Source organism: Nocardia sp. NPDC049220 (assembly GCF_040647855.1).
GTDB lineage: Bacteria > Actinomycetota > Actinomycetes > Mycobacteriales > Mycobacteriaceae > Nocardia.
Genome location: NZ_JBEZDA010000005.1, coordinates 135379 through 158167, shown reverse-complemented (window position 1 = coordinate 158167; position 22789 = coordinate 135379). Strand labels below are relative to the sequence as shown.

Here is a 22789-nt window from a genome sequence, read left to right as displayed (position 1 = left end):
GATGGCACTGACCGGAGCCATGCCGATCGGCTCGTCCGCCGTGTCGGCATCCGATTCCACGATGAAAGCGCTCAACCCCGCGACGGGCCGCCAGATCGAGCCGGACTTCGCACTCGGCGGATCGGCCGAGGTCGACCGCGCCGCACGCCTGGCCGACGAGGCCTTCGACGCTTACAACGGCACAAGCCCCCAGGAGCGCGCTGCGTTCCTGGAGCTGATCGCGGACCGGCTGGACAGGATCAACCGGGAGCTGGCCGAGCGGGCGGCTTTGGAGACCGGCCTGCCTGTCGCGCAGCTCGAGGCCGAGGCAACCAAGGCCGCCGTCCAGTTCCGGCAGTTCGCCGAGGTGGTCCGCCAGGGCCGCTTCCGTCACGTGACTATCGATCCCGCGCAGCCGGAGCGGAAGCCGCGGCCGCGCATGGACCACCGCATGCAGAAGATCGCCATCGGCCCGGTCGTTATCTTCGGCGCCAGCAACTTTCCGATCTCCTACTCCGTCGCCGGCGGCGACACCGCCGCCGCGCTCGCGGCGGGCAGCCCGGTCATCGTCAAGGCCCACAACGCCCACCCGGGCGCGTCCGAGCTTCAGGGGCGCGCCATCCAGAGCGCGGTCGCCGACAGCGGGCTGCCTGAGGGCGTGTTCTCCCTGATCCGCGGAGCCGGCAACGAGATAGGCGAGGCCCTGGTCGACCACCCGCTGATCAAGGCGGTTACCTTCACCGGCTCCGAGGCCGGCGGCATGGCCCTGTACCGTCGGGCCCAGCTGCGCCCCGACCCGATTCCCGTCTTCGCCGAGATGACCAGCGTCAACCCGACCTTCGTCCTGCCCGCGGCGTTGGCGGCCCGTGGAGGCGAGATCGGCGACGGGTTTGCCGAACGCATGCTCGTCAACGTCGGCCAGGCTTGTCTGAAACCGGCCATCCTGCTCGCCGTCGACGGCCCCGGCTACACCCAGATGCGCGCCGCGGCCGTCGCACGGGTGCGCGCGATGGCCGCGCGCACGATGCTGACACCGGGCATCCACGACGCCTATGACCGCAATGCGCAGCGGCTGCGCAACTCCGGTGCTACCACCCTCGCGGCGGGGCCGGAGCCCCAGGGCGCTTGGGAGGGCCGCGCGCAGTTGCTCGAGGTCGAGGGGGACCGATTCCTCGCCGACTCCACGCTGGCCGAGGAGGTCTTCGGACCGTCCGCGCTCCTGGTCCGACTGACCGACTTGGACCAACTCCTCGCGGTGGCCCGGAGCTTCCGCGGTCAACTCTCGGCGGCCATGCATATCGACGACCCCGACTACGGCCACGCCGCCCGGCTGCTGCCCATCCTGGAGCGGCGCACCGGCCGCATCGTGGTGAACGCCTTCGCGCATCCGCAGGAAGTCGGCCACGCCACCATCCACGGCGGGCCGTTCCCCGCCACCACCGACAGCCGCTTCACCTCGGTCGGCATGACCGCGATCGACCGCTTCCTGCGCCCCGTCACCTACCAGAACTTCCCCGATGCGCTCCTTCCCGACGCGCTGGCGACGGCCAACCTCCCGCAACCGCCGCGGCAGGTCGACGAACACCGCACCCGCGGCTGACCACACGGCCGGGTATTACTCCACAGGAAGCCGCCACCACAGGTGATGGTGGTGGCGGCTTCACCTTTTGGGCCGGCGCCGCGGAACACGCACAGTCCGCTCAGCGCCCCGGATGGGCGCCGAAACTCGATAGCCGAACTGCCGCCCCGAAACGCGCACTGCGTGACACGGGGCGTCACGCTGGCAACTCAGCGGGTCTCGAACGGCCCGGCGTGCAGCAGTGCGGCCGCATCGGCCGCTCGCTTCGTGACGTCGGCGGCTGCGCGAGAGGCTCGTCCGGTCAGCCGCCAGGAGAGCATTCGCACGGCGGTGGCGGGGTCTGGGGGAAAGACGCCGAGTTGACCCAGCATGGTGATGTCGTCGCGTACCGCCTCGTGCCTGATCACCTTGCCGTCGCGGAGGTCGAGGACGTGGATCTGTTCGAAGTCGATCTCGCGTCCGGTGGGAGGTACGGCCTGGTCGAGGACGCCGTCGCGGAAGCGGACGAAGGGGCCGGTGTGGCGGCCCTGCATGCGCAGCCGCAGCCAGATCTGCTCCTCGTTGCGAGCGCTGCCGAGGACGGGAAAGCGCAGGTCACTGAAGGCGGACCGCATCCATGCGCCCGAGGCGAGGACTCCCGCGGGTCCGGGTATCGCGCAGGCAGGGGGCGAGACGACAGCATCGCGGTTGTGGAAGTCCGCGGCCACGACATCAGCGGCCAGCGCCGAATCTCCGGTCTCGAGGATCCGAAAGAGCCCGTGGGCCAGTTCTATGGTGTCCATCCCCATGAGGTCGATCCTTTCGCCAGTCCGCTATCCGGAACTGTGTGCTGGTGGGTCCACCGGGCAGGGTCGCGCCGAGCATCTCATCCTGTGCGGCGGAATTGACACTATATGGCGTCTAATGAATAGAGTTGATATGCGTTCATTTCGGATAGGGTTGCACCATGTCCGCGAAGCGCACATACGTCTCCCCGTTGCGCGAGCAAGCCGCGGCGCAGACGCGCTCACTGATCCTGCTGCGGGCGACCGAGTTGTTCGCCGACTGCGGTTACGGGCGAGTGACCGTCGCGGACATCGCCTCCGCGGCCGGCGTCGCGTCGCAGACCGTTTTCGCAAGTGTCGGGAGCAAGGGCGACATCCTGGATCGGATTGTCGAGCAGGGTGTGGTGGCCTCCGGCTACGAACAGGCCATGCAGCGTGTGCTCGCCTTGCGGACACCGGAGTCGGTCCTCGAGGCACTGGCCCACGGCACGCGCCTCGGCAACCAGAGCCAGTTCACGGTGTACGAGGCGATTCGCAAGGCGCTACCCGTTCACGAGAACGGTGCGGCGCTGTGGGAGCGCGCCACCGCGGCCTACCGTGACGCGCTGCATGCCACCGCCCGCCATCTACATGGATTGAATCCCCCGCCGCTTTATCCGGTGACGGAATCGGCGGATCTGCTGTGGTTCTGGTTCGGTCCGACGGGCTGGCGCACTTTGGTAGTGGAGAGCGGTTGGTCGTGGGATCGGGCCGAGACTGTCGTCTACCGTACGGCCGTCGCCGGTCTTTACTGAGTCGACGGCTCCTACCGGATACGGACTCGTGCGCCCTGCGCCGGGTAAGTTCAGCCGACCCACCAACCGGAACAGGAGTAGCAGTGCCGATCGAGCACGAAGCCAAGATCCTCGGTATCGACCCGGACACCATCGAACAGCACATCGTGGACAAAGGCGGCCGGAAACTCGGCGAGCGCTTCATGCGCCGCTACGTCTACGACATCACGCCGGGCGATGCATCGAAGTGGATCAGGCTGCGCGACAACGGAAACGGAACAACACTCGCCGTCAAGCAGATCACCAGCGACGCCATCGACGGCACCCATGAAGTCGAGGTGGGTGTCGACGACTTCGCCGCCACCAACGCTCTGCTCGAGATGATGGGCTTCACCGCGAAGTCCTACCAGGAAACCAAACGGATCAGTTGCGTACTCGACGGTGCCCAGCTCGAGATCGACACCTGGCCGCACATTCCGCCATACCTGGAGATCGAAGCCGCGACCAAGGATGAAGTCATCCGGATCGCCGAACTGCTCGGCTACACCGAGGCCGACCTCACCGGCGAGAACACGATCAAGATCTACGCCAGGCACGGAATCGACCTCGACACCGTCCGCGAACTGCGTTTCTGAGCGGGCTCTCCGACACTGTTGCCGCCGGAGCCGGCCGCGGGAAGGCGCGCCAGATCGCGCGGCCGGAAGCTTACTGGCGCGAGGAGCGAGACGGAGCAACGATCGATGGTGTAAGAGCATCGCTACCAGCGAATACGAAGGGAGAATCGCATGACCGGCATAGAGAGTGCGACCGGCTCTTCGATCGAGCAGCACGATGTCGTCTGGCACAAGCCTCCATACGGGCAGAAGGACTTCTGGCTCAGTGACAGCGTGATCGGCGCCGACGACTACACCTCCGCATTCAACGCCCAGCTGTGCAAGATCGGCCCAGGCGGCGGATCTCCCCCGCATAAGCACACCTACAACCACGCGTTCTACGTCGCCGCCGGCGTCGGCACGGTGCGGATCGAGCGGAATACGTTCGACATGAAACCGGGCACCGTGATCAAGGTTCCCGAGGGCACGCAGCACAGTGTCACCAACACCGGCACCGAGGACCTCGTCTTCATCACGATCTACGACCCGCCGAATGTCGACGGCACGCCATAGCGCTTCGGCCGAAATGGCCTGGACCGGGGATCGGACGTTTGCGGGTGCCGCGCGGTGATCTCAGGGAATGAGCAACGGCGGGGACGCAGGAAAGGTGACCGGTAGATCGGCCAGCGTCCGATGCAGCGGCCCCGGGCGCCAGGTGAGTTCCTCGGCGGGAATCGCGAGTCGCACTTCGGGCACCGCATCAAGCAGTTGATCAATGGCGTCCTGGACGATCAGGTACGCGGTCGACTTTGCCGGGCAGGCATGTGGTCCGGCGCCCCATGCCAGGTGCGCGCGGTTGCCGGCATGGTTGCCGGCGCCCATCTCGGGGTCGCTGTTGCAGCCGGCCAGGCTGATCACCACGGGTTGGTGGGCGGGCAACCAAATTCCGTCGATCAGGATGGGCTGTCGAGGATAGGTGACGCTGGCGTTGGGCAGCGGCGGATCTTCGAACAGGACCTCGTCCAAGGCATCCCGGGTCGACAGGGCGCCCCCGCGCACTTTGGCGCCGAACCGTTCGTCGGTCAGGATCAGCCGCAGGGTATTGATGATCAGGCTTTGCAGCGGTCCCATTCCGACTCCGTAGAGTGCTATGACCTGATGGATCATCTCGAGTTCGTCGAGCCCGGCGCGGTGGTTCAGCAGGCGGGTGGTCACATCGTCACCGGGTTCGGCGCGCTTGAACTGGACCAGTTCGAGCACCGCCGCACCGAATAGCCGGTTGCCTTCCTCGGCATCGACGCCGTCGAAGATCGCAGTGGTCGCCACCGCTGCCTTCTGGCTGATCTCCGGTGGACAGCCGAGCATGGCGTTGACGACCTCGAACGCGAGCGGAAACGCGTATTGGCCGACCAGATCGGCCGAACCGTCCGAGCAGAACGAGTTGATCAGCGGTATGGCGATCCGCTCCAGGGTGCTGTGCAGTGCGTGCAGGTCGACACGGTCGAGGGCGGCCGATACCGCGCATGTTCGAGGCCGGTCGTACGCGGTGCGTTCGGCCGCCATTGCAGGACCGGCAGCACCGGGCAGTCAGGGGAAATGTCCTTCTCCCAGAGCCGAGGATCGGCCGGAAAATGGTCTGGGTCGTTGAGGATGTTCAGAGCGGGGCGATACCCGACCACCAGCGTGGCGGGGACGCCTGGGGCCAGTTCCACCGGTGCCAGAGAGCCGTAGCGGTCGCGCATGTCGCGAAAGGCACGGTGTGGATCTGCGGCGAACTCCGGCGAGTACAGAGCCACGCGCTGTTCATCGACGTCTATGGGGGACGAGTGATGCTGGGACCGGATCCGGTGGCGTGGTCAATAATCTACCTCCATGCGCGGGTGCCGATTATCGGCGCGGGCGATCGAGAGGCCGGGCCGGCTGGTGCTCGGCCGGATACCGCTATGGTGCGGGCATCGAGATCATAAGACATCGGCCGCCCCGGTGTCCGGCTCCTGCCCGCCGCTGTCGGCACTCCGCACAACTTCCGTGCGCACTTGTGATAGACCATTGCGCCAACGCTTTTCGAGTTCGAGAGGACTGGTGGTGCATTCGCGGCCGATGTGTCTAGTTGCGTATCACCCACGTTTCCACTGGTGCACGGCAGCTGGTGTGTCGAGGCGCATAGTGTCCGATAATGTTTCGATGCAATGAGAAGGCTCGTGCCGAATTCGGCACGAGCCTTCTGTCGTTATCGTCGTCCGGATCTCGAACCGCGATATCAGTGGGGCGGCGGAGAACTCAGGGAATCCGGATTTCGACCGTCGGCACCGGCAAGTGCAGTCGGTCGGTGGTCACGCTGACCTGCACTCGCCCCGGGCCGGTCGGCAGGTCGGCGAACACCGTCGGGGGAGCCTGGTTCGACGATGAACTATCGGTGACCGGCACGGTGACTGTTCCGGTCGCGCCGGTGTCGAGGTTGCGCCAGTTGGCGAGAGCCTTGAAGGTGCAGGGCTGGCCGAATGTCGGGGTGTACTTGACGAAGCTGATTCCGAAACGCGTGGTGCCAGGGGCGCCGGTCGGTGCCGAGATCCCCGCCTGCCCTTGGCCGTAGCATGCGTCGCCAAGGGTGTGGACGACACCGATGCTCACGAATGCGGGCTGATCCGCCGCCGCTGGGGCCACGGACGCCGCGAACGCACCGGCGCACAGTGCCGCAACGAGCGCACCACGCTTTGCCACCTGTTGACCTGTCACTATCGATCACGCTCCTTCGGGTCGAATCGAATCGAGCAATCTCGATCGGTCATTCTGCTCCTCGCATAGCCGCTTCCGGTGCGGAATTCCGATCGAAATTACAGATCGTGCCCGCTTTTTCGGGCTTGTCCGCAATTCGTCGGTGGTCAACCGGCTCGACGCGCGCGAAAACCTGGCATTGCGCGCGTGGCGCGAGAGCGTTGCCGACGCGCTCCCGGTGGGTAACCGCGCGGGGCGACCATGGGTTCACGTCCGAAGACGTGCCGCGGGCGCGCACTGGCGGTGCTGCGGAGTCGGCTGTCGGCCTGTCGAACCCTGCTCCCCGGTAATGGATTTCGTCTATGCTGGAGAGGTTCTTCGCTGCACCTGTGCTGACGCCACTCAGCTTGTCGAGGCCGGAGGAATCACACTGTGGGGTAAGGTGATCGCCGAATTGGTCCAAAGACTCCGTCGGGTAACAAGGGGTATGGCCGAAGTTCACGAGCGTCCACTGCGGGAACTCGGTCATGGACTTTGCCGGGTTTCCGGGATAGGACAAACCGACGAAGAGATCGCGCAGCAGGTCCGGGGGATCGATTCGCGCGCCACTGACCGCAGTCTGACCAATGGTCTCGACTACCACCAGCTCAATTTCGCTATCGAGGGCCCGTTGCGCTACGAGCGTGGCGATCAGGCGTTGGCGCAGATACTCCGGCGCCAAGGGTTTGACGGCCCGCCTCGCCTCGTAGACGCCGAGGGCATGCGTGCGGCTATCGATCGGGGTTGGATAGAAATGTCCCGAGGCGTCAGAAGGCTGCAGGATGTGGCGGAATTCAAAACCGGCAACAATTTCTTTCCCGGGCGGGGTGGTGACGGCAGCGGTATGTATGTCCATGGCCGCGAACCTGGTTCGAGCAAGCCTGATTCAAATCGGCTTCGGGAGATGGCCGAGCATTGGGCAGGCGACTCAGGTAGCGCCGACCCGGGCGGTGTGCTCCGTATGGCGATGCACCCCGACGCGCTGCGGACCGATTTACGCTCCCTGACCGCACAACGAGACGAGGAACTGGAATCGATCCGCGCCGAGTGGGAACAACAGCCCGAAAACTCCGCGAAAAGAGCCGAACTGGAAGATCGTATGAATGTGCTGTCGGACGTGGGACGATATGCTGCCATCCGCGGCTACGATGCGTACCGGATCAACGATATGTATGTCTGGGTGGTTCTGAATCGCACCGCATTAATAGTCGAGCGGTGAAGAACGGCCTTCAGTGTGCGCAGTGCGACTACCCAACAGGCTCCAGTGTGGATTGACTTCTGTATCGCACCGCCCAGAACCACCGCATGACGATCAATGAACTTCACCATCACTCGATCTCGACGGCGTGATGGACGCAGGGCAGCATCGCGCCCGATCAGTCCTCCTCCCACCATGGCTGCGTGTCCGCCACGGCGACGAACTCGAAGAAGTCCATGTTGCTGATCTCCAGGTTGCACGCCATCGATCCGACCATGCGGCAGGGAAGGACGGCGGGCTGTCCCGGGGTGTCGTACAGGTCGACAACGGTCAGCGGGCGGTCGGGTTCGGCAAAGGTCCTGGCATCGGCGAGCACGACCATGGTGGTGAGCTCATCAATGTCTTCCTCGCGCGCCGAGACCAGCGCTGGGACCTGACCTGACCGGAGGCCGTCGAAGTCCCGGTCGTCGACGACCAACGCTGTCAGCGGATAGTGGTCCACGTCGATCTCGTCCGGGTCCAGGTCCGCGCCGACTCGGCCATCGTCGTCGGTCCCGCCCAACTCGTCGAGCAGGGCGCCCCAGCCCTCCTCGTCGTCGAAGAAGGTACGGACCAGCAGTACGCCGGCGCTGGAGGGCAGGGTCGGGAATTCCCGGCGCGGCGTCGCCGTCGGCGCGGGAAAGGCCGGCTGACCGCCGTCTCCTTGGTACATGCCGCACACGTCCATGTCGCTTACCAGGTGGTCGAATGTGAGTGCGCCGCTCAGCAGGTCGGCCAGGATCTCGCCGAGCCGGTCCGGCGCGACACGGACGCCGCGCCCGGGTACCGCCGCCAGGTCCACCAGCAACGGCCCGTCCCCGCCGTATCCCACCGAAACGTCGGCCAAGACGACGACCGACGGCGCCTGTCCGCCGTCCGCGACAAGCGCCGGGACGTTTCCGCCATACAGGGAGTCCCACCCGTCGTCCTCGATCGGTCGTAGCCGCACCCCGCTGTCCCCGATGACGAGTACATCGCCTTCCCGGCGGCCACCGATCTCGTCCTGTAGTCCGCCCCACAGTGCCGTGCCGTCCTCGTAGCAGGCACAGACCAACAGCACTTCACCGGGCTCCGGCTGGGGAAGCTTGGGAAACGACATGACTCTCCTTCGAAAGACTCTGCGGTGCCTGGTCGTCATGTGTCCTGGCCGTGGCGACGCCTCCGGCAGGACATCCCGAGCAGACGAATGGGGCAGCGGCTCATGGTGGCAGATCGGCGTCATCGAGCCGTAACCGGGCTCAGGTGTCGGATCATGGACGCGGCTGGTCGCGCCGGCGAGTTCCGTGGTCGATCAGAATCCGCTCTATCCGGGTCTCAGGCTCTTTCCTTCAGGACCCTGGAGATCAGCATCCGCTGCTCTTCGGTCAGCCGAGGATCCGCCGCGTAGAACGTCTCGCCGTCCACGGTGATCTCGTAGCTGAACCCGTCGGGAATCCCGGGGGGCAGTGTGCTGTGCCCGCTGGCCACGGCTCGCTCGGCCAGAGTGTGCCACTCGCTCGCGTCGGGCCGCGTTGAGGTATCCACCTCGCCGTGCCGCTCGATGCCCGCGAATCCGCCCATGCGACGCACTTGAATACGCATGCATCCGTGTCTAGTACGGAACTAGGACGTTCGCACCCCAACCTGTTCCCAGGCCTTCAGCACGGCCTTCAGCTCCTCGCCCTCGTTGAAGCGGGCCTTGGCCGCCGCGACCGTGAGCTTCGCGAAGTCCACGAACAAGGCATCCTTCTTCAGCTCGCCGCCGGTCAGGACGTCGTACCAGACTTGCCCCGCCTTCTCCCAGGCGTGGCCGCCGAGGGTCGTGGCGGCCAAATAGAAGGCATGATTGGGGATGCCGGAGTTGATGTGGACGCCGCCGTTGTCACGGCCGGTGTGCACGTAGTCATCCATGGTCGCCGGCTGCGGGTCCCTGCCGAGAACATCGTCGTCATAGGCTGTGCCCGGCGCCTTCATGGAGCGCAGCGCCTTCCCGGTGACGCGCGGGGAGAGCAGTCCCGCGCCGATCAGCCAGTCGGCGTCGGCAGCGGTCTGGCCCAGCGTGTACTGCTTGACGAGCGAGCCGAAGACGTCCGACAGCGACTCGTTGAGGGCGCCGGGCTGGCCGAAATAGCTGAGGTCGGCCGTGTGCTGCGTGACACCGTGGGTGAGTTCGTGGGCGATGACCTCGATCGGGACGGTGAAGTCGAGGAAGATCTCGCCGTCACCATCGCCGAACACCATCTGCTCGCCATTCCAGAAGGCGTTGTTGTAGTCCTGGTCGTAATGGACGGTCGCATCGAGCGGCCAGTTGTCGCCGTCGATGGAGGAGCGCGCGTGCACCTTCAGATAGAACTCGAAGGTGGCGCCGAGGCCTGCGTAGGCGCGGTTGACGGTGGCGTCCCCGCTCGGGTCGCCGCCCTCGGCACGGACCTTCTCGCCTGGCAGCTCCGTGCCGTGGCGGGCGTCGTAGATGGTGCGCTGGGGCTGGTCGGTCGGCGCTCCGGCAGGCGGGAGGGCGGATAGGGGACCGATGACCGTGGTCAGGCGGCGATGGGTGCGCTCGTAGGCGTCGCGCTCGAGGGTCCTGCGCGCGGCCGCGGCGAGTGCGGGGTCCTCTTGCTGCGTCAGCTTGTCGAGGATGTGCGGAGGCACGATGGTGCAGAAGACGGGCTCGAAACCCCCGTCGGACTTGGTCATACCCGCAACCATCGCACACCGATACGGCGTGCCGCATTCGAAAGAGTGTCGGCCAGTGAGCGTTTCGTGATCATGCTCGGTGTCGCGTCATGGTCGGGCGAATGAGATCGAGTTGGGCGGCGATGATTTCGTCTGCGGAAACCACCGCGAAGGCGACGTTCACATCACTTCGTGAACACCGCCCGGCAATTCCGACCCTGAACCCGGTTAGCCGAGATCGGGCACGACCGATTTCGGTTCAGGTCGAGCGGGTCGGAGGGTGCTCGCAGTCCGGTGTGATCGGCGGCGTGTGGACGACGTACCCGCACCGGATGCACGCGTGGAGGCGGTGAATGCCTCCGGCCTGCACGCACGCCAGCGAACCCGCCAGCATGCGCTTCGGACCGAACTGTCGTCCGCACTGCGGGCAAGCTCTGGGCCACGGCTCCGCCCATCGGCCGTCACGTAGGCGGTAGAGGTGGCCGGGTTCGACTATTCGGCCGTCGCTGAGCCGATAGACCAGACGCGAATCATCGAACACATATTCGATGATTCCATGCGTCAGCGTGTTCGCAACCGCGACACATTCGGGGTGTCCGTCGCGCTGGCCATCCTGATCCGAAGCCACGGCGCGACATCCACACCGTGCATCGGGTGCACAGTGGATGTATGTGTGATGGTTGTGGCAGTCCTGGCGAGGTCGCCGCGTCCCGCCCGCGCGCTGTGCAGGGCACGGCGGTAGACCCCATTTCCCTGGAGCCGGTCGATGAGGTCGTCATCACGACGCTGGTGGACAACAGCTACGACGCGCTGATGGACGACGTCGGCCCGGCCCGGCGCGCGCGCAACGCCACGATCCCCAAGGTGGACGCCCCGCAGTTCGTAGACGGCCAGACGCATACCGGTCTGCTCGCCGAGCACGGCTTCTCCGCGCTCGTCACCACCCGCCGCGGCGGCATCTCGCACACCGTGTTGTTCGACACCGGCGTGTCCCCGACCGGCATGGCCACCAACTTCCACCGGCTCGGGCTAGACGCGGGCGACATCGAGGTGGTGGTGCTCAGTCACGGCCACTTCGATCACGCGGGCGGGCTGACCGGGCTGGTCGAACTGCGGGGACGCAGCGGCCTGCCGCTCGCGGTGCATCCGTTGGTGTGGAGCAGGCGGCGCTTCGCCGTTCCCGACCAGCCGGCGTGGGAACTGCCGACGCTGAGCCGTTCGACGCTGGAGGCCGAGGGACTCGAGGTGATCGAGCGCAGGCAGCCCTCGCTGCTGCTCGACGGCTCGTTGCTCATCACCGGCGAGGTCGACCGCACCACCGACTTCGAGCGCGGGCTGCCCCACCACGAGGCTTGGCGCGCCGGGCAGTGGGAGCCCGACCCAACGATTCTCGACGAGCAGGCACTGGTGGTCCACGTCCGCGGCAAGGGGCTCGTCGTGCTCACCGGGTGCGGGCATGCCGGTGCGGTGAATATCGCCCGGTACGCGCTGCGGCTGACCGGGGTGGATCGACTCCATGGGCTGCTCGGCGGTTTCCATCTCACCGGAGCGGCTTTCGAGCCGATCATCGAACCCACCGTCGCCGCGTTCATCGACATGGCGCCCGACGTGTTGGTGCCCGCGCACTGCACGGGGTGGAAGGCTCAGCACCGGCTCGCGGCGGCACTGCCCGATGCGTTCGTCCCGAACGCGGTCGGCACGTCGTTCGTGATGGCCGGCGTCTGACCCGGGCTTTCATCGGCCTCGGCCTCGGCCTCGGGCTCGGGCGGGGTCGAAATGTGCTCCGTGGCATCGGCCGCCGCAGCAGGCTACGTAAGCTTCGGCCAACCGGTACGCGGACCAGGGGCGTCTCGGCTGTCGGAGTCATCTACTACCCCGGACATTTCGTATCCGAACAGGCCGAGCGGGTGGACACTGGCATTTTCCGCAGGATTCGCGCACGGCGACCATGCGTGCTGAAGCCCGCCCGCGTACCGTCGGAACCATGAGCGGTGGCACCGTGCCAATGGCAGCGGTGGCGGGCTCGGACCGGTGGGCGCGAGCGTTCGCACTGCTGTACGACCCGCTGCTGTGGGCGGGCGAGCGGGCGGGTATGGGAGCTCGTCGGCGGGATCTGCTCGGCCACGCGACGGGTCGGACTGTGGAACTCGGCAGCGGTACCGGTCTCAACCTGGGGTACTACCCCGACGACGTCGACGAGCTGATCTTGACCGAACCGGAGGCCGCGATGCGTACGCGGTTGGTGCGGAGGCTGCGTCGTAGTCGACGTTCGGCGCGTGTGCTCGACGCCTCGGCAGAACGCCTGCCGTTCGCGGATGACACCGTGGATACGGTCGTCTCAACGCTCGTATTGTGCACTGTCGACGACCCTGATCCGGTACTGCGGGAGATCGAGCGTGTGTTGCGTCCCGGTGGCCGGCTGCTGTTTCTCGAGCATGTGCGTTCCCGGTCACCGCGACTTGCCTATTGGCAAGACCGCCTCGCCGTCCCGTGGCGCCGGTTCGCGGAGGGCTGCCATTGCAACCGTGCCACCCTCGAGCTGATTCGAGCGTGCGGGCTGGAGCTCGACGACGTTCAGGAAGCGTCGTGGCGGGGACTGCCCCCGATCGTCCGACCGCTGATCATGGGTGCGGCCACCAAAAGTAGGGTCTGACCAGATCGGTGCCGCACTCGGCGGGTAGCGAAGAACCTGTTCGTCGCTGCGGTAGCCGTCACGACTCGGCACCGGCTCGCGAAGTCGACGCACGGGGGCGAGCTATCGCGGTCCGTCGATCAGTTGAACGTCGCCGTGGAGCGCGAAATGTGCTGTGTCTATTTCAATGCCCACACCTTGGTGTCGAATGCGTCCGCTCGCGATCTCGTCCCGCAGGGCCACGCAGCAAACCCTGGCGACGACAACGGTCGTGGTTCGCCGCCGGCCCAGTTGTTCGATCTCGCCTCCTCGGTCCTACTTTGAGCACAGCGATCCAGAGCGAGTTGCTCGAAGCGGGAGGTACGGAGCTTGGTGGCCAGACGATCTCTCGGCCGGCAGTTCGGCTGGCTGTGGACGTCCTATGCAGTCAGCGCCTACGGCTCCGGGCTGGGGTTCGGTGCGTTACCGCTGATCGCCGTGCTGGTGTTGCACGCCAGCGCTGTTCAGGTGTCCGCGCTGTCCGCGGTGGGGCCGGCAGTGGGCGCGCTGATCGCGTTGCCGCTCGGGCCTTGGGTGGAGTTTCGCCACAAGCGACCGGTGATGATCACGATGGACTTGGCGCGGTTCGCGGTCATGATGACGATCCCGATCGCCTACGCCCTCGGCCGGCTGAGTTTCGTCCAGTTGATGGTCGTCTCGGCCGTGACCGCCGCGGCCAAAATCGCCTTCACCGCAGCCGGCGGCGCGTACCTCAAAACCCTTGTCCAGCCGGAAGACCTGCTCGTGGCGAACGCTCGATTCGAGTCGACGACGTGGAGTTCGATCGCCGTCGGGCCACCCCTGGGCGGGGCGGCGATCGGCCTGTTCGGACCGGTCACGACCGTTGTGGCCGATGCGCTGAGTTATGTGTTCTCCGCGCTGGCGGTCGCGACGATTCGAGGCCGCGAACAACCTCCGCGGCGAACCGGCCGGCGCCGAGTCCGGGTCGGCGAGTTGCTCGACGGCTGGCGGCACCTGCTGGCTCATCCCGGCCTCCGGGCGCTCTACCTCAACCATCTGCTCGTCAGCGGACTGATCATGGCCACCGAGCCGCTGTTGGCCGTGCTTCTGCTGCGCCGGCTCGGATTCCCACCCTGGCAGTACGGCCTCGCCTTCGCCGCTCCCTGCGTCGGCGGACTCATCGGCTCACGCCTGGCCAGCCGTGTCGTGGCACGGTACGGGCAACACCGGGTCCTCCGCACCGTCGGCACGCTGCGCGCGGTCTGGCTGATCGGCCTCGCCTTCGTCCAGCCCGGTGTTGTCGGCCTCGCGACGGTGATCGCTGTCGAGTTCGCGATCATCATCAGCATGAGCTTGTACAACCCGGTACTCGCCACCTATCGACTCGAGCGAATACCCGACGACCGCGTCGTCCGCACGCTGTCGGCATGGTCGATCAGCAGCAACGCCGCCATCGCCATTCTCAGTGCGCTCGGCGGATTGCTCGCCGACGTCACCAGTCCCCGCACGGCTATCACGCTCGCGGGATTGCTGATATTCGCCAGCCCGCTGCTGCTTCCCCGCCGCCCGGATTCTCCACCCACACCCGATCTTGCGGTGGCGACAGGTCCACAGGCTGCGGGCGACGCACCGGAAGCCGAGCAGGGACACCGCCTGCTTGCCGAGGTAGGTCACGAGGCGACGGCAAGGCCCGGCCCCGAGCCATCCGTCGGTCCCGGAAGCGGTGGAAGACACGGCGATTGATCACCGCCGACGTGCCCTCGAGCTGGCGTTTGCGCGCGACAGCACCGTGTCAGGGGCCATGTCAGGACGATGACGGTCTGGTGTCAGGACGGCAGGCGATTGTTTCTTCCGTGATCAGGTTCCGCTCGGCGAGCACAGCGCACGCCGAGCAAGACACCACGAATTCGAAGGAGCACACCATCATGTCCAACACCATCGCCAGCACCGACCAGGAGAAGACCACCCTGCGCACCGCCGCCTACGGAACCGTCGCGCTGCTGGCCGCTGCCGGCGCACCGCACAAAGGCATCACTCACGGCTCCATCGCCCTGACCTCGGCCACCGGCCTGGTCGGACACGTTCTCGCCGCGAAGTCCAGGGACATCGAGTTGCCGGGCAAGACCGTCGCCGCACTCGCCGACCAGGTACTGCCCGCCCTGACCGCCGCGGTGCGCCTGCTCGAACAGCAGGACCCGGCCGAAGCCGACAACTTCCGCAGCACCATCGCCGTCGCCGTCGACGCCGCCACCCAACCCGGCAAGGGGCAGCCCAACCCCGTCGTGGCCGCGATGGCCCGAAAGATCACCACCGCCCTCGGCTGACGATGCGGCCGACCGGCTCAGCCGACGGACCGGCCACCGTGGTCTCCGCACCTCTCGAGGGCGGACTCTTCCGGTCGTGCCGCGCAGCGAACACGACCTCGGCCACGCCGAGTTCAACGAACTCGGCGTGGCTCGTCCACCGGTGCGTGGTGTCATACCGGCAGCCGGGGTGGCCGATAAGACTATGGCGAGCGTTGAGCAGTCGTATATCCGCGCGGCGCCTGCTGTCGAGGCGCCGCGGAACGGTCGGCCACCACGCCGACTCGGCACAGGCGATAGGGTCGAGGTTCGCAGCGCCGCGAAGGGATGACGGGTATGAGTCTTCTTGTGCCACAGACGATCGACGAGTTTTCCGACACTGTCCGCCAGGCGCGGGTCAGGATGGCCTGGCGTGCGCAGCGGGCGGGTGCGCGGCTGGCGGAGTATTACCCCGAGTCGGCACGGCCGCTGGCGGAGCCCCCGCCGGGCAGCGGGTTGAAACCGGTGCCGGGTGACTTCGGCTTTCCCGGAGTCGGATACACCCTGCATGCGTTGGCGGACCCGATTGCCTTCGCGCGCAAACGATTCGACCGATGGGGGCCGATCCAGTGGTTCGGCATGCTAGGTCGTCGCGTAGTCGGGATCAGCAGCCCGGAGGCGCTCGAGGCGGTCATGATCGACCGGAACAAGGCATTGTCGGCTCAGCGCGGCTGGGAATTCCTGATCGGCCCGTTCTTCCGCGGCGGGCTGCTGCTGCGCGATTTCGACGAGCATCTGTTCCATCGGCGGATCATGCAGCAGGCGTTCACCAGACCACGGCTGATCGGCTACCAGGAGATGACGACACCGCGGATCACTCGCGCGATCGCGGACTGGCGTCCGGGCAACGACTTCCGTGTCTACAGCGCGATCAAGAAGCTGCTGCTCCAGCAGGCCATCGAGGTTTTCGCAGGCGCCGAACTCGGCCGCGAGGCGGTTCGGTTGCAGCGTGCTTTCGAGGACGCGGTGCGCGGTGGAGCGGCGATGATTCGAACGAATATGCCGGGTGGGGTGTGGGCGCGCGGGTTGCGCGGGCGGCAGGTTCTCGAGGAGTATTTCCGTCGCGAGCTGCCGACCAAGCGCGCGGGCCACGGCGCCGACCTGTTCAGCGTGCTGTGCCGGGCGACCACCGAGGAAGGGCACGCCTTCACCGACGCGGAGGTGGTCGAGCACATGATCTTCGTGATGATGGCTGCCCACGACACCAGCACGATCGCATCGTCCATGCTGGTCTATGAACTGGCGAGAAACCCGGAATGGCAGCAGCGATTGCGCGCCGAATCCGTGGCGCTGGGTAAGCCGTCACTCGACTACGCCGATCTCGACCGTCTTCCCGCCCTGGATCTCGCGTTCAAAGAGGCGCTGCGGGTCTATTCGCCGGTGGCCCAGCAAGTTCGCGAAGCCAGCACAGACACCGACATTCTCGGCTATTACGTGCCGAAGGGAACGTTGGTGCTGTGCAGCACGTACGCCATCATGCGCACCGACGAGTACTGGCATGATGCCGACGTCTTCGACCCCGATCGATTCGCCGACGACCGCCGCGAGGACAAATCACACCGCTTCGCCTGGGCTCCCTTCGGCGGCGGCGCACACAAGTGCATCGGTCTGTACTTCGGCGCGATGACCGTGAAGGCCGTGGTGCACCAGATGCTCTTGCACTATCACTGGAGTGTTCCCGACGACTATGCGGTGCCCTTGGTCGCCGGAACCGGCCCGATGCCCGCCGATGGGCTGCCGATTCGGTTGGAACGGCTCGCCCGATGAAGATCGTCGCGGACCGCACTGTGTGCGAGGGGCACGGCATGTGTGAGGCTCTGGCGCCCGACATGTTCCGGATCGGTGACGACGGAATCGTCGCACCGCGACCCGCTACGGTAGCCGCGTCCGATCGCGAACTGCTCGAACTCGTTGTCGACAGCTGCCCGGTTCAGGCGTTGCGGCTGACCTGAGAACACACGGTGGGCTGCGACGGGTCGGCCTGGCTCGGCGTCGGCGGCGGCCACCGCCGACCAGCGGGAGTAGGCCGTTTCACCTCCGCTCGTGTGGGTAACGCGTGATGAGCTGTCCATCGAGCCGAGAGGAGAGGTGAGTCTGTATGGCCACCTGCGACACCTGCGGAAACGAGTACGACAAGACGTTCACCATTACCCGGAACGGGCAATCCGCCGTCTTCGACAGCTTCGAATGCGCGATCACCGCACTCGCCCCGGTGTGCACGCACTGCTCGTGTCGGATCGTCGGCCACGGCGTCGAGGCGCGCGGGGACTTCTTCTGCTGCGCGCACTGCGCCCACGAGGCAGGTTTCCCGGCCCTGGTCGACCACGTCTGAGCCGCCGAACCGAAACACCGGTCCGAAACGATCTCACCCGTGCGGCGGGGACGCGTCGATTCCGGCGGTCGCGGCCGCGTCGCTGAGTACCGCCTCGAGCATGGCCGGTGTGAGCCGTCCGGTGAAGGTGTTCTGTTGGCTCACGTGATAGCAACCGAACAGGTGCAGCGGTCGCCGGTCGATCTCGACCGGGGCCAGCTCCACCTGTGTTCCGTGGCCGAACTTCGGTCGTGGCCGCGGCACGATCCAGCCGGCGTCCGCCAACACCGGGAGCAATGCCTGCCAGCCGAACGCGCCGAGCACGACCACCGAGCGCAATGTCGGTCGCAGCAACGACAATTCGGTGTCCAACCAATGCCGGCAGCGGTCCCGCTCGCCGGAGGTCGGTTTGTTGTCCGGTGGTGCGCAGTGCACCGGCGCGGTGATCCGCACGCCGGTCAGCCGCATGCCGTCGTCGATGCTGGTGGCGGTCGGCTGATTGGCCAGACCGACGGCGTGCAGCGCAGCGAAGAGCACGTCCCCGCTGCGGTCTCCGGTGAACATGCGCCCGGTCCGGTTGCCGCCGTGCGCGGCAGGGGCCAGTCCGACGATGAGCATTCTTGCGTCCGCCGGGCCGAATCCGGGAACTGGTCGGCCCCAATAGGTTTGGTCGCGGAAGGCAGCGCGTTTCTCCCTGGCGACGAGCTCGCGCCAGGCCACGAGCCGCGGACAGGCGAAGCAGTCGGCGACCGCGGCGTCGAGTTCGGTGATCGAACGGCACATGTCAACTGCCGGCAACGACGAGATGGTCAAGGGCCGCGTCCAGGCGCGCGGTGGTGGCCGGCCTGTTGTCACCATGCTTCATCTGGACTCCGTTCGGTGGTAGCAGTTCTTCCTGTGCTCAGCGAGCCGGACGATGTGTGCTCACTATGCATTACCCGAGCGCACCCTGATCGGGCCGCAGGCCATCGCATCGTGCTCGTCCATACCCGGCAACCTCGGACATCTGTCCAGTTCAGCGGGGTGTCGCGGTCCGAAATGTGCCGGATAGGTGATCGGTACCGCTTGGTCCGGGTTGATAGCATGGCCTTCCTGACCGACCGGCTGTGGGTTACGCCCTCCGGATCACCTCGAAAGAGTCCTCGCATGCAGTTTGAAATCGTCGAGCGAGACGAGATGTGGGTTGCCGGATTGCCGGTGCGCAGCCCGAAGCGTGCGCTCGGAGAACTGCGTGACCATGATCTGGAGGCCGCCTGGGCGGCCGTCCTGCATCAGGAACTCGGCGGGCCGCTTGCCAGCGCCTATACCGACTACACCGGGGAACTCGGTACCTACAACACGCAGATTGTCGGCTATCAGTGCGCGGCGTTCGACGACGTCACTCGCGGTCACCTGGTCGCCCGGTTGCCGCGGGGCACCTATGCCCGGTTCTCCTCGGTCGGTAACTTCCCACAGGTGATGACCGACCTGTGGACCCAGATCGCCTATGCCGAGGAGCACAACCAGATAAAGCGGACCTATACCGGCGATTTCGAGTGTTATCCGCATGCCTACAAGATCGATCTCTACTTGGCGGTCGACGCGCGATGAGCTATGCGATCGTGGTGCGCGCCGAGGGGATCTACGGCGGGCTGGTTGTCCCGCGGGTGCGCCCGAGTTTCAAGGTCAGCAACAGCGACCTGATCGAGTTCTTGAAGGACCGTCTGCATGATCGGGCGGGTGCGGATCGTCCGATGTACACGGTGTACGTCCCGGATCCGGCCGGAAACTACAACGCGGTGGTCTGTTTCGAATATCCGGAGGCCGACGCCGTTCCGGTAGGCGATATCCTGGTGCGAGTGCCGAAAGGCATCTACGCGCGTTTCGTGCCCAATGGCGACTATCACGATCCGGTAGAGGATGTGTGGGCACAGGTAGACGACGCGACGGCATCTGCCGAGATCACCCGAGCGTACCGAGAAGAGATCGAGATCTGGCGGGGGCCGGAGTCTGTCGAACTCTTCATCGCCATCCTCGTCTAGTTTGCTGTCCGATAACTGACTTCGAACCAACCGGTCTCTACATTCCGCTCTGAATCGGACATAGCCCGTTTGACCTGCGGAAAGAACGCTAGAAACGATAAGTTTTCGGAATATTAGCCGGACGGCTGGTCAATTCCTGTCGGATGACGGATACTGCCCTGGGCAACTTCATCGCGGCTCATGGGCCGTGGGGGTGCTACATGAGGCTGGACTATCACGCATGGGCGCGTGGCGATGGAGTAGGAACACCATGACTGTGGAAGTGGTTGCAGTCGTGCCGGCGGACTTCCTCGGGCGGGGAGTGCTGCGGTATTACGACACGCAATCCGAGTGCGCGTTCTTTGTCTCCGAACCGGACTCGCAGCCGGTGCTCTGGCGCCGGTATCTTGATGGGGCGCTGGATGTTTACCGGTGTTTCGGGGTGGAGCACGCACTCGAATACGACGCGGTCGTCGATGGTCGATCGACTTCGCTGTTCTTCGCCGCGGTCGACTCCGGTGGCGACGTGGTCGCGGGCGTCCGGATGCAAGGTCCCTACACCGCGGCAGGGCAGGCGCACGCGCTGCTCGAGTGGGCGGGACATGCCGGCGAGAGCGATCTGCGCCGAATGATTGCCGATCGGATACCAGCGGGGGTGGTCGAGGCCAAGGGCGCGTGGGTCTCCCGCGCCGCACCCGCGCGCGCCGAATTGAGTGCCGCCATCTCGCGCGCCGTGCTGCACGGCGCGCGTTTGCTCGGTGCGCGTTACGGTTTCGCCACGGCGGCCTCGTTCACCACGGGCAGGCATCAGGAATGCGGCGCAGTGCTCGCCGAACGGATTCCCGCGGTGCCCTATCCGGATGACCGCTACCGGACCGTTCCGCTGTGGTGGGACAACCGGACCTATTCGGCGTTTGCCGAGGAATCGCAGCGGTCGTTGGTCGTCGCCGAGCAGGAGGTGCTGGCCGTGGCCGGCGCCGGTCTCCCGAAAGCGCGGCATCGGGTCGCAACGGGAGTCACGGGTGGGTGTGGGCATGGGCGGTGACCGCAGCAGGGGGACGCACCATCGGCCGCTGATCATCGACCAGTCCGATCCGGAAGACGCGCGGACATTGGCCGCACTGCGCGACGATCCGGGTATCGAATTCACCGACCTTCGCGAGTTGCTGCGTATCGAGTACGGAAAAATGGTTGCCGCGCCGGATATTTCGGAGGGGCCCGAATCCGACCGGTGGATCTACTATCCCTGGCGTGCCGCGGTGGTCGGGTTACCGGGGCCGCGAATATTCCGAGCGATTCGTCTGGACCGAAACAGAAACAAGCTCACCAGATCCGAGCAGGATCGCCTGGCGGGTCTCGCCATCGGAATCGTCGGGCAAAGTGCGGGGCACGCCATTGCCCACCTGCTGGCGCTCGAAGGCATTTGCGGCAGGTTGCGCTTGGCCGACCTGGACGAAATCGAATTGTCCAATCTCAATCGAGTTCCCGGCACGTTGTTCGATATCGGCGTCAATAAAGCGGTCGTGACCGCGCGCCGGATTGCCGAGCTGGATCCTTATCTGCCGGTGGAGATCTTCGGCGCCGGAGTCGACGAGAATTCGGTGGACGATTTTCTGGACGGTCTCGCGATCGTCGTCGAGGAATGTGATTCGCTCGATATGAAGCTTGTCATCCGCATGGCGGCGGCCAGGCACGGCATTCCTTTGCTGATGGAGACCAGTGACCGTGGTTTGCTGGATGTCGAACGCTTCGATCTCGAGCCGCAGCGGCCCGCGTTCCACGGTTTGCTGGGTGATATCAGCGCGGCCGATCTGCGCGGGCTGACCGCACGGGAGAAGGCGCCGTTCGTGGTGAAATTGCTCGGCGCGTCCGGGCTGTCCGCCCGGCTCGGCGCGAGCCTGGTCGAAGTAGGTGAGACCGTGACGAGCTGGCCGCAGCTGGCCGGCGACGTCGCACTCGGCGCCGCGAGTGCCGCAGCCGCCGTCCGGCGCATCGGGCTCGGGGTGAAGCTGGAATCCGGCCGGGTCCGGGTGGATCTGGAATCTCATCTGGACGAGGTGGCCGACCCGCCGCCGACCGGTGACCTGGTGTGGGCGGAGGCTGCGACGGCGTCCACCGCCGGACCGATCGACCATGTACTCGCGTGCGCGCAGCGGGCGCCATCCGGGGGCAATATGCAGCCCTGGTCGTTGCATCCCGGCCCGAGTGGCCTCCGCATCGAGTTGGCGACGGAGTACAGCGCGGCAATGGATATCGGCTATCGCGGCAGCGCCGTCGCGCTCGGCGCCGCCGTGTACAACGCGCGGGTCGCGGCGGCCGCACACGGCATGCTCGGTCCGTACGAGTTCATCGAGGGTGCCCCGGGGTCGGGCGAGCTGGTTGCGAGTATTCGGTGGGGCGACGGCCGGAACGCGGATCTCGCCGCGAACTATCCCGCGGTGCTGCACCGCGCGACAAACCGGCGGGTCGGTACCGGCGCGCGGCTGGCCGACGGTGTCCTCGGCTCGCTTGCCGCGCTCGCCGAATCAGCCGGTGCACGGCTGCGCACGGTGGTCGATCGGCCGGACATTGAAGAAGCTGCGCGTTTGCTGGGCGACTCCGATCGAATCAGGTATCTGACGCCGCGTTTGTACGAGGAAATGCTGGCCGAAGTCCGTTGGCCCGACGACGACCCAGATACCGGCATCGACGCCCGCAGCCTCGAACTCGCCGCTGACGAGTGGGCGGCGTTCGAGATCACTACACGCGCGGACGTCATGGCGCAGTTGCGATCCTGGTCCGCCGGTGCGGCCCTTGGGAAATACACCTATGACCGTGTGCTGTCCAGTTCTGCCATTGTGGCGGTGACTTTCGAGGGCACGAAACCGGGGTTGACCGAGTTTGCTGAGGCCGGTGCGGCGGTTGGCCAGGTATGGGTGCAGGCTGAACGGCTCGGATTGTGCGTGCAACCGATTTCGCCCGTATACCTGTATTCCCGACGCCCTGGCGAACTTACCGCGATTTCCCCCGACTTCGCGGATACACTAGCGTCACTTCAGGGCCGTTTCCTGAACCTGCTGGACGTGCCTGAGCATGAGACCATGGCGTTGGTGCTTCGCCTGAGTTACGCCCCCGCCGCCACGGTTCGCAGCAGACGGCGTCCGGGGCTCGGTGTGGACACCAGTAGCTAG

At 66.1% G+C, this 22789-nt stretch carries 24 protein-coding genes; 16 read left to right on the top strand and 8 right to left on the bottom strand.

Going from position 1 to position 22789, the window contains the following annotated elements; translation table 11 throughout:
* Window position 1 precedes the first annotated feature (1 nt).
* The gene (locus AB0C34_RS16205) at window positions 2-1579 is read left to right on the top strand and encodes an aldehyde dehydrogenase (NADP(+)) (protein WP_357072627.1); all 1578 of its coding nucleotides are present in this window, start codon (window positions 2-4) and stop codon (window positions 1577-1579) included.
* 188 nt (window positions 1580-1767) lie between these two features.
* Here the strand turns inward: AB0C34_RS16205 and AB0C34_RS16200 are convergent, their stop codons facing one another.
* A complete protein-coding gene (locus AB0C34_RS16200; RefSeq protein WP_357072624.1) occupies window positions 1768-2346 on the bottom strand; it encodes an ester cyclase in 579 nt (192 codons plus the stop codon).
* Window positions 2347-2504: 158 nt separating this feature from the next.
* Here AB0C34_RS16200 and AB0C34_RS16195 point away from each other — a divergent pair, with 158 nt between their 5' ends.
* The 3 genes from AB0C34_RS16195 to AB0C34_RS16185 all read left to right on the top strand — a co-directional run bounded on the left by AB0C34_RS16195 (window position 2505) and on the right by AB0C34_RS16185 (window position 4261).
* On the top strand, window positions 2505-3116 hold the full coding sequence (locus AB0C34_RS16195) for a TetR/AcrR family transcriptional regulator (protein ID WP_357072621.1): 612 nt from the start codon (window positions 2505-2507) through the stop codon (window positions 3114-3116).
* Window positions 3117-3199: 83 nt separating this feature from the next.
* Window positions 3200-3730 carry a hypothetical protein gene (locus AB0C34_RS16190; protein WP_357072618.1) on the top strand — a complete coding sequence of 177 codons (531 nt, stop codon included), beginning with the start codon at window positions 3200-3202 and terminating at the stop codon, window positions 3728-3730.
* Between the two features lie 150 nt (window positions 3731-3880).
* Window positions 3881-4261: a cupin domain-containing protein gene (locus AB0C34_RS16185; RefSeq protein WP_357072615.1), complete on the top strand. Its 381-nt coding sequence runs from the start codon at window positions 3881-3883 to the stop codon at window positions 4259-4261.
* Between the two features lie 60 nt (window positions 4262-4321).
* Here the strand turns inward: AB0C34_RS16185 and AB0C34_RS16180 are convergent, their stop codons facing one another.
* The 3 genes from AB0C34_RS16180 to AB0C34_RS16170 all read right to left on the bottom strand — a co-directional run bounded on the left by AB0C34_RS16180 (window position 4322) and on the right by AB0C34_RS16170 (window position 7298).
* Window positions 4322-5251 carry a cytochrome P450 gene (locus tag AB0C34_RS16180; protein ID WP_357072613.1) on the bottom strand — a complete coding sequence of 310 codons (930 nt, stop codon included), beginning with the start codon at window positions 5249-5251 and terminating at the stop codon, window positions 4322-4324.
* Between the two features lie 717 nt (window positions 5252-5968).
* Window positions 5969-6424 carry a hypothetical protein gene (locus tag AB0C34_RS16175; protein ID WP_357072610.1) on the bottom strand — a complete coding sequence of 152 codons (456 nt, stop codon included), beginning with the start codon at window positions 6422-6424 and terminating at the stop codon, window positions 5969-5971.
* Between the two features lie 49 nt (window positions 6425-6473).
* Complete coding sequence (locus AB0C34_RS16170; RefSeq protein ID WP_357072607.1) at window positions 6474-7298, bottom strand: hypothetical protein; 825 nt, start codon at window positions 7296-7298, stop codon at window positions 6474-6476.
* Window positions 7299-7346: 48 nt separating this feature from the next.
* On the opposite strand from AB0C34_RS16170, the gene AB0C34_RS16165 reads away from it, so the two are divergent.
* The gene (locus AB0C34_RS16165; protein WP_357072604.1) at window positions 7347-7661 is read left to right on the top strand and encodes a hypothetical protein; all 315 of its coding nucleotides are present in this window, start codon (window positions 7347-7349) and stop codon (window positions 7659-7661) included.
* A 157-nt stretch (window positions 7662-7818) separates the two neighbouring features.
* Here AB0C34_RS16165 and AB0C34_RS16160 read toward each other — a convergent pair whose 3' ends face one another.
* From AB0C34_RS16160 to AB0C34_RS16150, 3 genes are all read right to left on the bottom strand, one after another.
* Window positions 7819-8778, bottom strand: coding sequence for a hypothetical protein (locus AB0C34_RS16160; protein WP_357072601.1), 960 nt, complete (start codon window positions 8776-8778; stop codon window positions 7819-7821).
* A 215-nt stretch (window positions 8779-8993) separates the two neighbouring features.
* Entirely contained in the window at window positions 8994-9260 is a 267-nt protein-coding gene (locus tag AB0C34_RS16155) for a protealysin inhibitor emfourin (protein WP_357072598.1), read from the bottom strand.
* Window positions 9261-9281: 21 nt separating this feature from the next.
* The gene (locus AB0C34_RS16150) at window positions 9282-10355 is read right to left on the bottom strand and encodes a M4 family metallopeptidase (protein WP_357072595.1); all 1074 of its coding nucleotides are present in this window, start codon (window positions 10353-10355) and stop codon (window positions 9282-9284) included.
* 648 nt (window positions 10356-11003) lie between these two features.
* Here AB0C34_RS16150 and AB0C34_RS16145 point away from each other — a divergent pair.
* From AB0C34_RS16145 to AB0C34_RS16115, 7 genes are all read left to right on the top strand, one after another.
* On the top strand, window positions 11004-12059 hold the full coding sequence (locus tag AB0C34_RS16145; RefSeq protein ID WP_357072592.1) for an MBL fold metallo-hydrolase: 1056 nt from the start codon (window positions 11004-11006) through the stop codon (window positions 12057-12059).
* 259 nt (window positions 12060-12318) lie between these two features.
* Window positions 12319-12987, top strand: coding sequence for a class I SAM-dependent methyltransferase (locus tag AB0C34_RS16140; RefSeq protein WP_357072589.1), 669 nt, complete (start codon window positions 12319-12321; stop codon window positions 12985-12987).
* A 351-nt stretch (window positions 12988-13338) separates the two neighbouring features.
* Complete coding sequence (locus AB0C34_RS16135) at window positions 13339-14709, top strand: MFS transporter (protein WP_357072586.1); 1371 nt, start codon at window positions 13339-13341, stop codon at window positions 14707-14709.
* A gap of 182 nt (window positions 14710-14891) precedes the next feature.
* A complete protein-coding gene (locus AB0C34_RS16130; RefSeq protein ID WP_357066643.1) occupies window positions 14892-15290 on the top strand; it encodes a hypothetical protein in 399 nt (132 codons plus the stop codon).
* A 381-nt stretch (window positions 15291-15671) separates the two neighbouring features.
* Window positions 15672-17075: a cytochrome P450 gene (locus AB0C34_RS16125; protein ID WP_357073033.1), complete on the top strand. Its 1404-nt coding sequence runs from the start codon at window positions 15672-15674 to the stop codon at window positions 17073-17075.
* Window positions 17072-17260: a ferredoxin gene (locus AB0C34_RS16120; protein WP_357072583.1), complete on the top strand. Its 189-nt coding sequence runs from the start codon at window positions 17072-17074 to the stop codon at window positions 17258-17260. Before AB0C34_RS16125 ends, AB0C34_RS16120 begins: the two co-directional genes overlap by 4 nt.
* Before the next feature lie 146 nt (window positions 17261-17406).
* On the top strand, window positions 17407-17640 hold the full coding sequence (locus tag AB0C34_RS16115) for a hypothetical protein (protein ID WP_357072580.1): 234 nt from the start codon (window positions 17407-17409) through the stop codon (window positions 17638-17640).
* 33 nt (window positions 17641-17673) lie between these two features.
* Here the strand turns inward: AB0C34_RS16115 and AB0C34_RS16110 are convergent, their stop codons facing one another.
* The gene (locus AB0C34_RS16110) at window positions 17674-18402 is read right to left on the bottom strand and encodes a uracil-DNA glycosylase (protein ID WP_357073030.1); all 729 of its coding nucleotides are present in this window, start codon (window positions 18400-18402) and stop codon (window positions 17674-17676) included.
* Window positions 18403-18765: 363 nt separating this feature from the next.
* On the opposite strand from AB0C34_RS16110, the gene AB0C34_RS16105 reads away from it, so the two are divergent.
* The 4 genes from AB0C34_RS16105 to AB0C34_RS16090 all read left to right on the top strand — a co-directional run bounded on the left by AB0C34_RS16105 (window position 18766) and on the right by AB0C34_RS16090 (window position 22789).
* Window positions 18766-19209, top strand: coding sequence for a GyrI-like domain-containing protein (locus AB0C34_RS16105; protein ID WP_357072577.1), 444 nt, complete (start codon window positions 18766-18768; stop codon window positions 19207-19209).
* The gene (locus tag AB0C34_RS16100; protein WP_357072574.1) at window positions 19206-19640 is read left to right on the top strand and encodes an effector binding domain-containing protein; all 435 of its coding nucleotides are present in this window, start codon (window positions 19206-19208) and stop codon (window positions 19638-19640) included. The genes AB0C34_RS16105 and AB0C34_RS16100 overlap by 4 nt, the downstream gene beginning before the upstream one ends.
* A 250-nt stretch (window positions 19641-19890) precedes the next feature.
* Window positions 19891-20664, top strand: a complete 774-nt coding sequence (locus tag AB0C34_RS16095) for a hypothetical protein (protein ID WP_357072571.1) — start codon at window positions 19891-19893, stop codon at window positions 20662-20664.
* The gene (locus AB0C34_RS16090) at window positions 20654-22789 is read left to right on the top strand and encodes an Rv1355c family protein (RefSeq protein ID WP_357073027.1); all 2136 of its coding nucleotides are present in this window, start codon (window positions 20654-20656) and stop codon (window positions 22787-22789) included. The genes AB0C34_RS16095 and AB0C34_RS16090 overlap by 11 nt, the downstream gene beginning before the upstream one ends.

Excerpts from the sequence above, each read along its gene's own strand:
- AB0C34_RS16205 (WP_357072627.1), top strand. The coding sequence starts at position 2 with ATGGCACTGACCGGAGCCATGCCGATCGGCTCGTCCGCCGTGTCGGCA.
- AB0C34_RS16200 (WP_357072624.1), bottom strand. The coding sequence starts at position 2,346 with ATGGGGATGGACACCATAGAACTGGCCCACGGGCTCTTTCGGATCCTC.
- AB0C34_RS16195 (WP_357072621.1), top strand. The coding sequence starts at position 2,505 with ATGTCCGCGAAGCGCACATACGTCTCCCCGTTGCGCGAGCAAGCCGCG.
- AB0C34_RS16185 (WP_357072615.1), top strand. The coding sequence starts at position 3,881 with ATGACCGGCATAGAGAGTGCGACCGGCTCTTCGATCGAGCAGCACGAT.
- AB0C34_RS16180 (WP_357072613.1), bottom strand. The coding sequence starts at position 5,251 with ATGGCGGCCGAACGCACCGCGTACGACCGGCCTCGAACATGCGCGGTA.
- AB0C34_RS16170 (WP_357072607.1), bottom strand. The coding sequence starts at position 7,298 with ATGGACATACATACCGCTGCCGTCACCACCCCGCCCGGGAAAGAAATT.
- AB0C34_RS16165 (WP_357072604.1), top strand. The coding sequence starts at position 7,347 with ATGGCCGAGCATTGGGCAGGCGACTCAGGTAGCGCCGACCCGGGCGGT.
- AB0C34_RS16160 (WP_357072601.1), bottom strand. The coding sequence starts at position 8,778 with ATGTCGTTTCCCAAGCTTCCCCAGCCGGAGCCCGGTGAAGTGCTGTTG.
- AB0C34_RS16155 (WP_357072598.1), bottom strand. The coding sequence starts at position 9,260 with ATGCGTATTCAAGTGCGTCGCATGGGCGGATTCGCGGGCATCGAGCGG.
- AB0C34_RS16150 (WP_357072595.1), bottom strand. The coding sequence starts at position 10,355 with ATGACCAAGTCCGACGGGGGTTTCGAGCCCGTCTTCTGCACCATCGTG.
- AB0C34_RS16145 (WP_357072592.1), top strand. The coding sequence starts at position 11,004 with ATGTGTGATGGTTGTGGCAGTCCTGGCGAGGTCGCCGCGTCCCGCCCG.
- AB0C34_RS16140 (WP_357072589.1), top strand. The coding sequence starts at position 12,319 with ATGAGCGGTGGCACCGTGCCAATGGCAGCGGTGGCGGGCTCGGACCGG.
- AB0C34_RS16130 (WP_357066643.1), top strand. The coding sequence starts at position 14,892 with ATGTCCAACACCATCGCCAGCACCGACCAGGAGAAGACCACCCTGCGC.
- AB0C34_RS16125 (WP_357073033.1), top strand. The coding sequence starts at position 15,672 with ATGGCCTGGCGTGCGCAGCGGGCGGGTGCGCGGCTGGCGGAGTATTAC.
- AB0C34_RS16120 (WP_357072583.1), top strand. The coding sequence starts at position 17,072 with ATGAAGATCGTCGCGGACCGCACTGTGTGCGAGGGGCACGGCATGTGT.
- AB0C34_RS16115 (WP_357072580.1), top strand. The coding sequence starts at position 17,407 with ATGGCCACCTGCGACACCTGCGGAAACGAGTACGACAAGACGTTCACC.
- AB0C34_RS16110 (WP_357073030.1), bottom strand. The coding sequence starts at position 18,402 with ATGTGCCGTTCGATCACCGAACTCGACGCCGCGGTCGCCGACTGCTTC.
- AB0C34_RS16105 (WP_357072577.1), top strand. The coding sequence starts at position 18,766 with ATGCAGTTTGAAATCGTCGAGCGAGACGAGATGTGGGTTGCCGGATTG.
- AB0C34_RS16100 (WP_357072574.1), top strand. The coding sequence starts at position 19,206 with ATGAGCTATGCGATCGTGGTGCGCGCCGAGGGGATCTACGGCGGGCTG.
- AB0C34_RS16095 (WP_357072571.1), top strand. The coding sequence starts at position 19,891 with ATGACTGTGGAAGTGGTTGCAGTCGTGCCGGCGGACTTCCTCGGGCGG.
- AB0C34_RS16090 (WP_357073027.1), top strand. The coding sequence starts at position 20,654 with ATGGGCGGTGACCGCAGCAGGGGGACGCACCATCGGCCGCTGATCATC.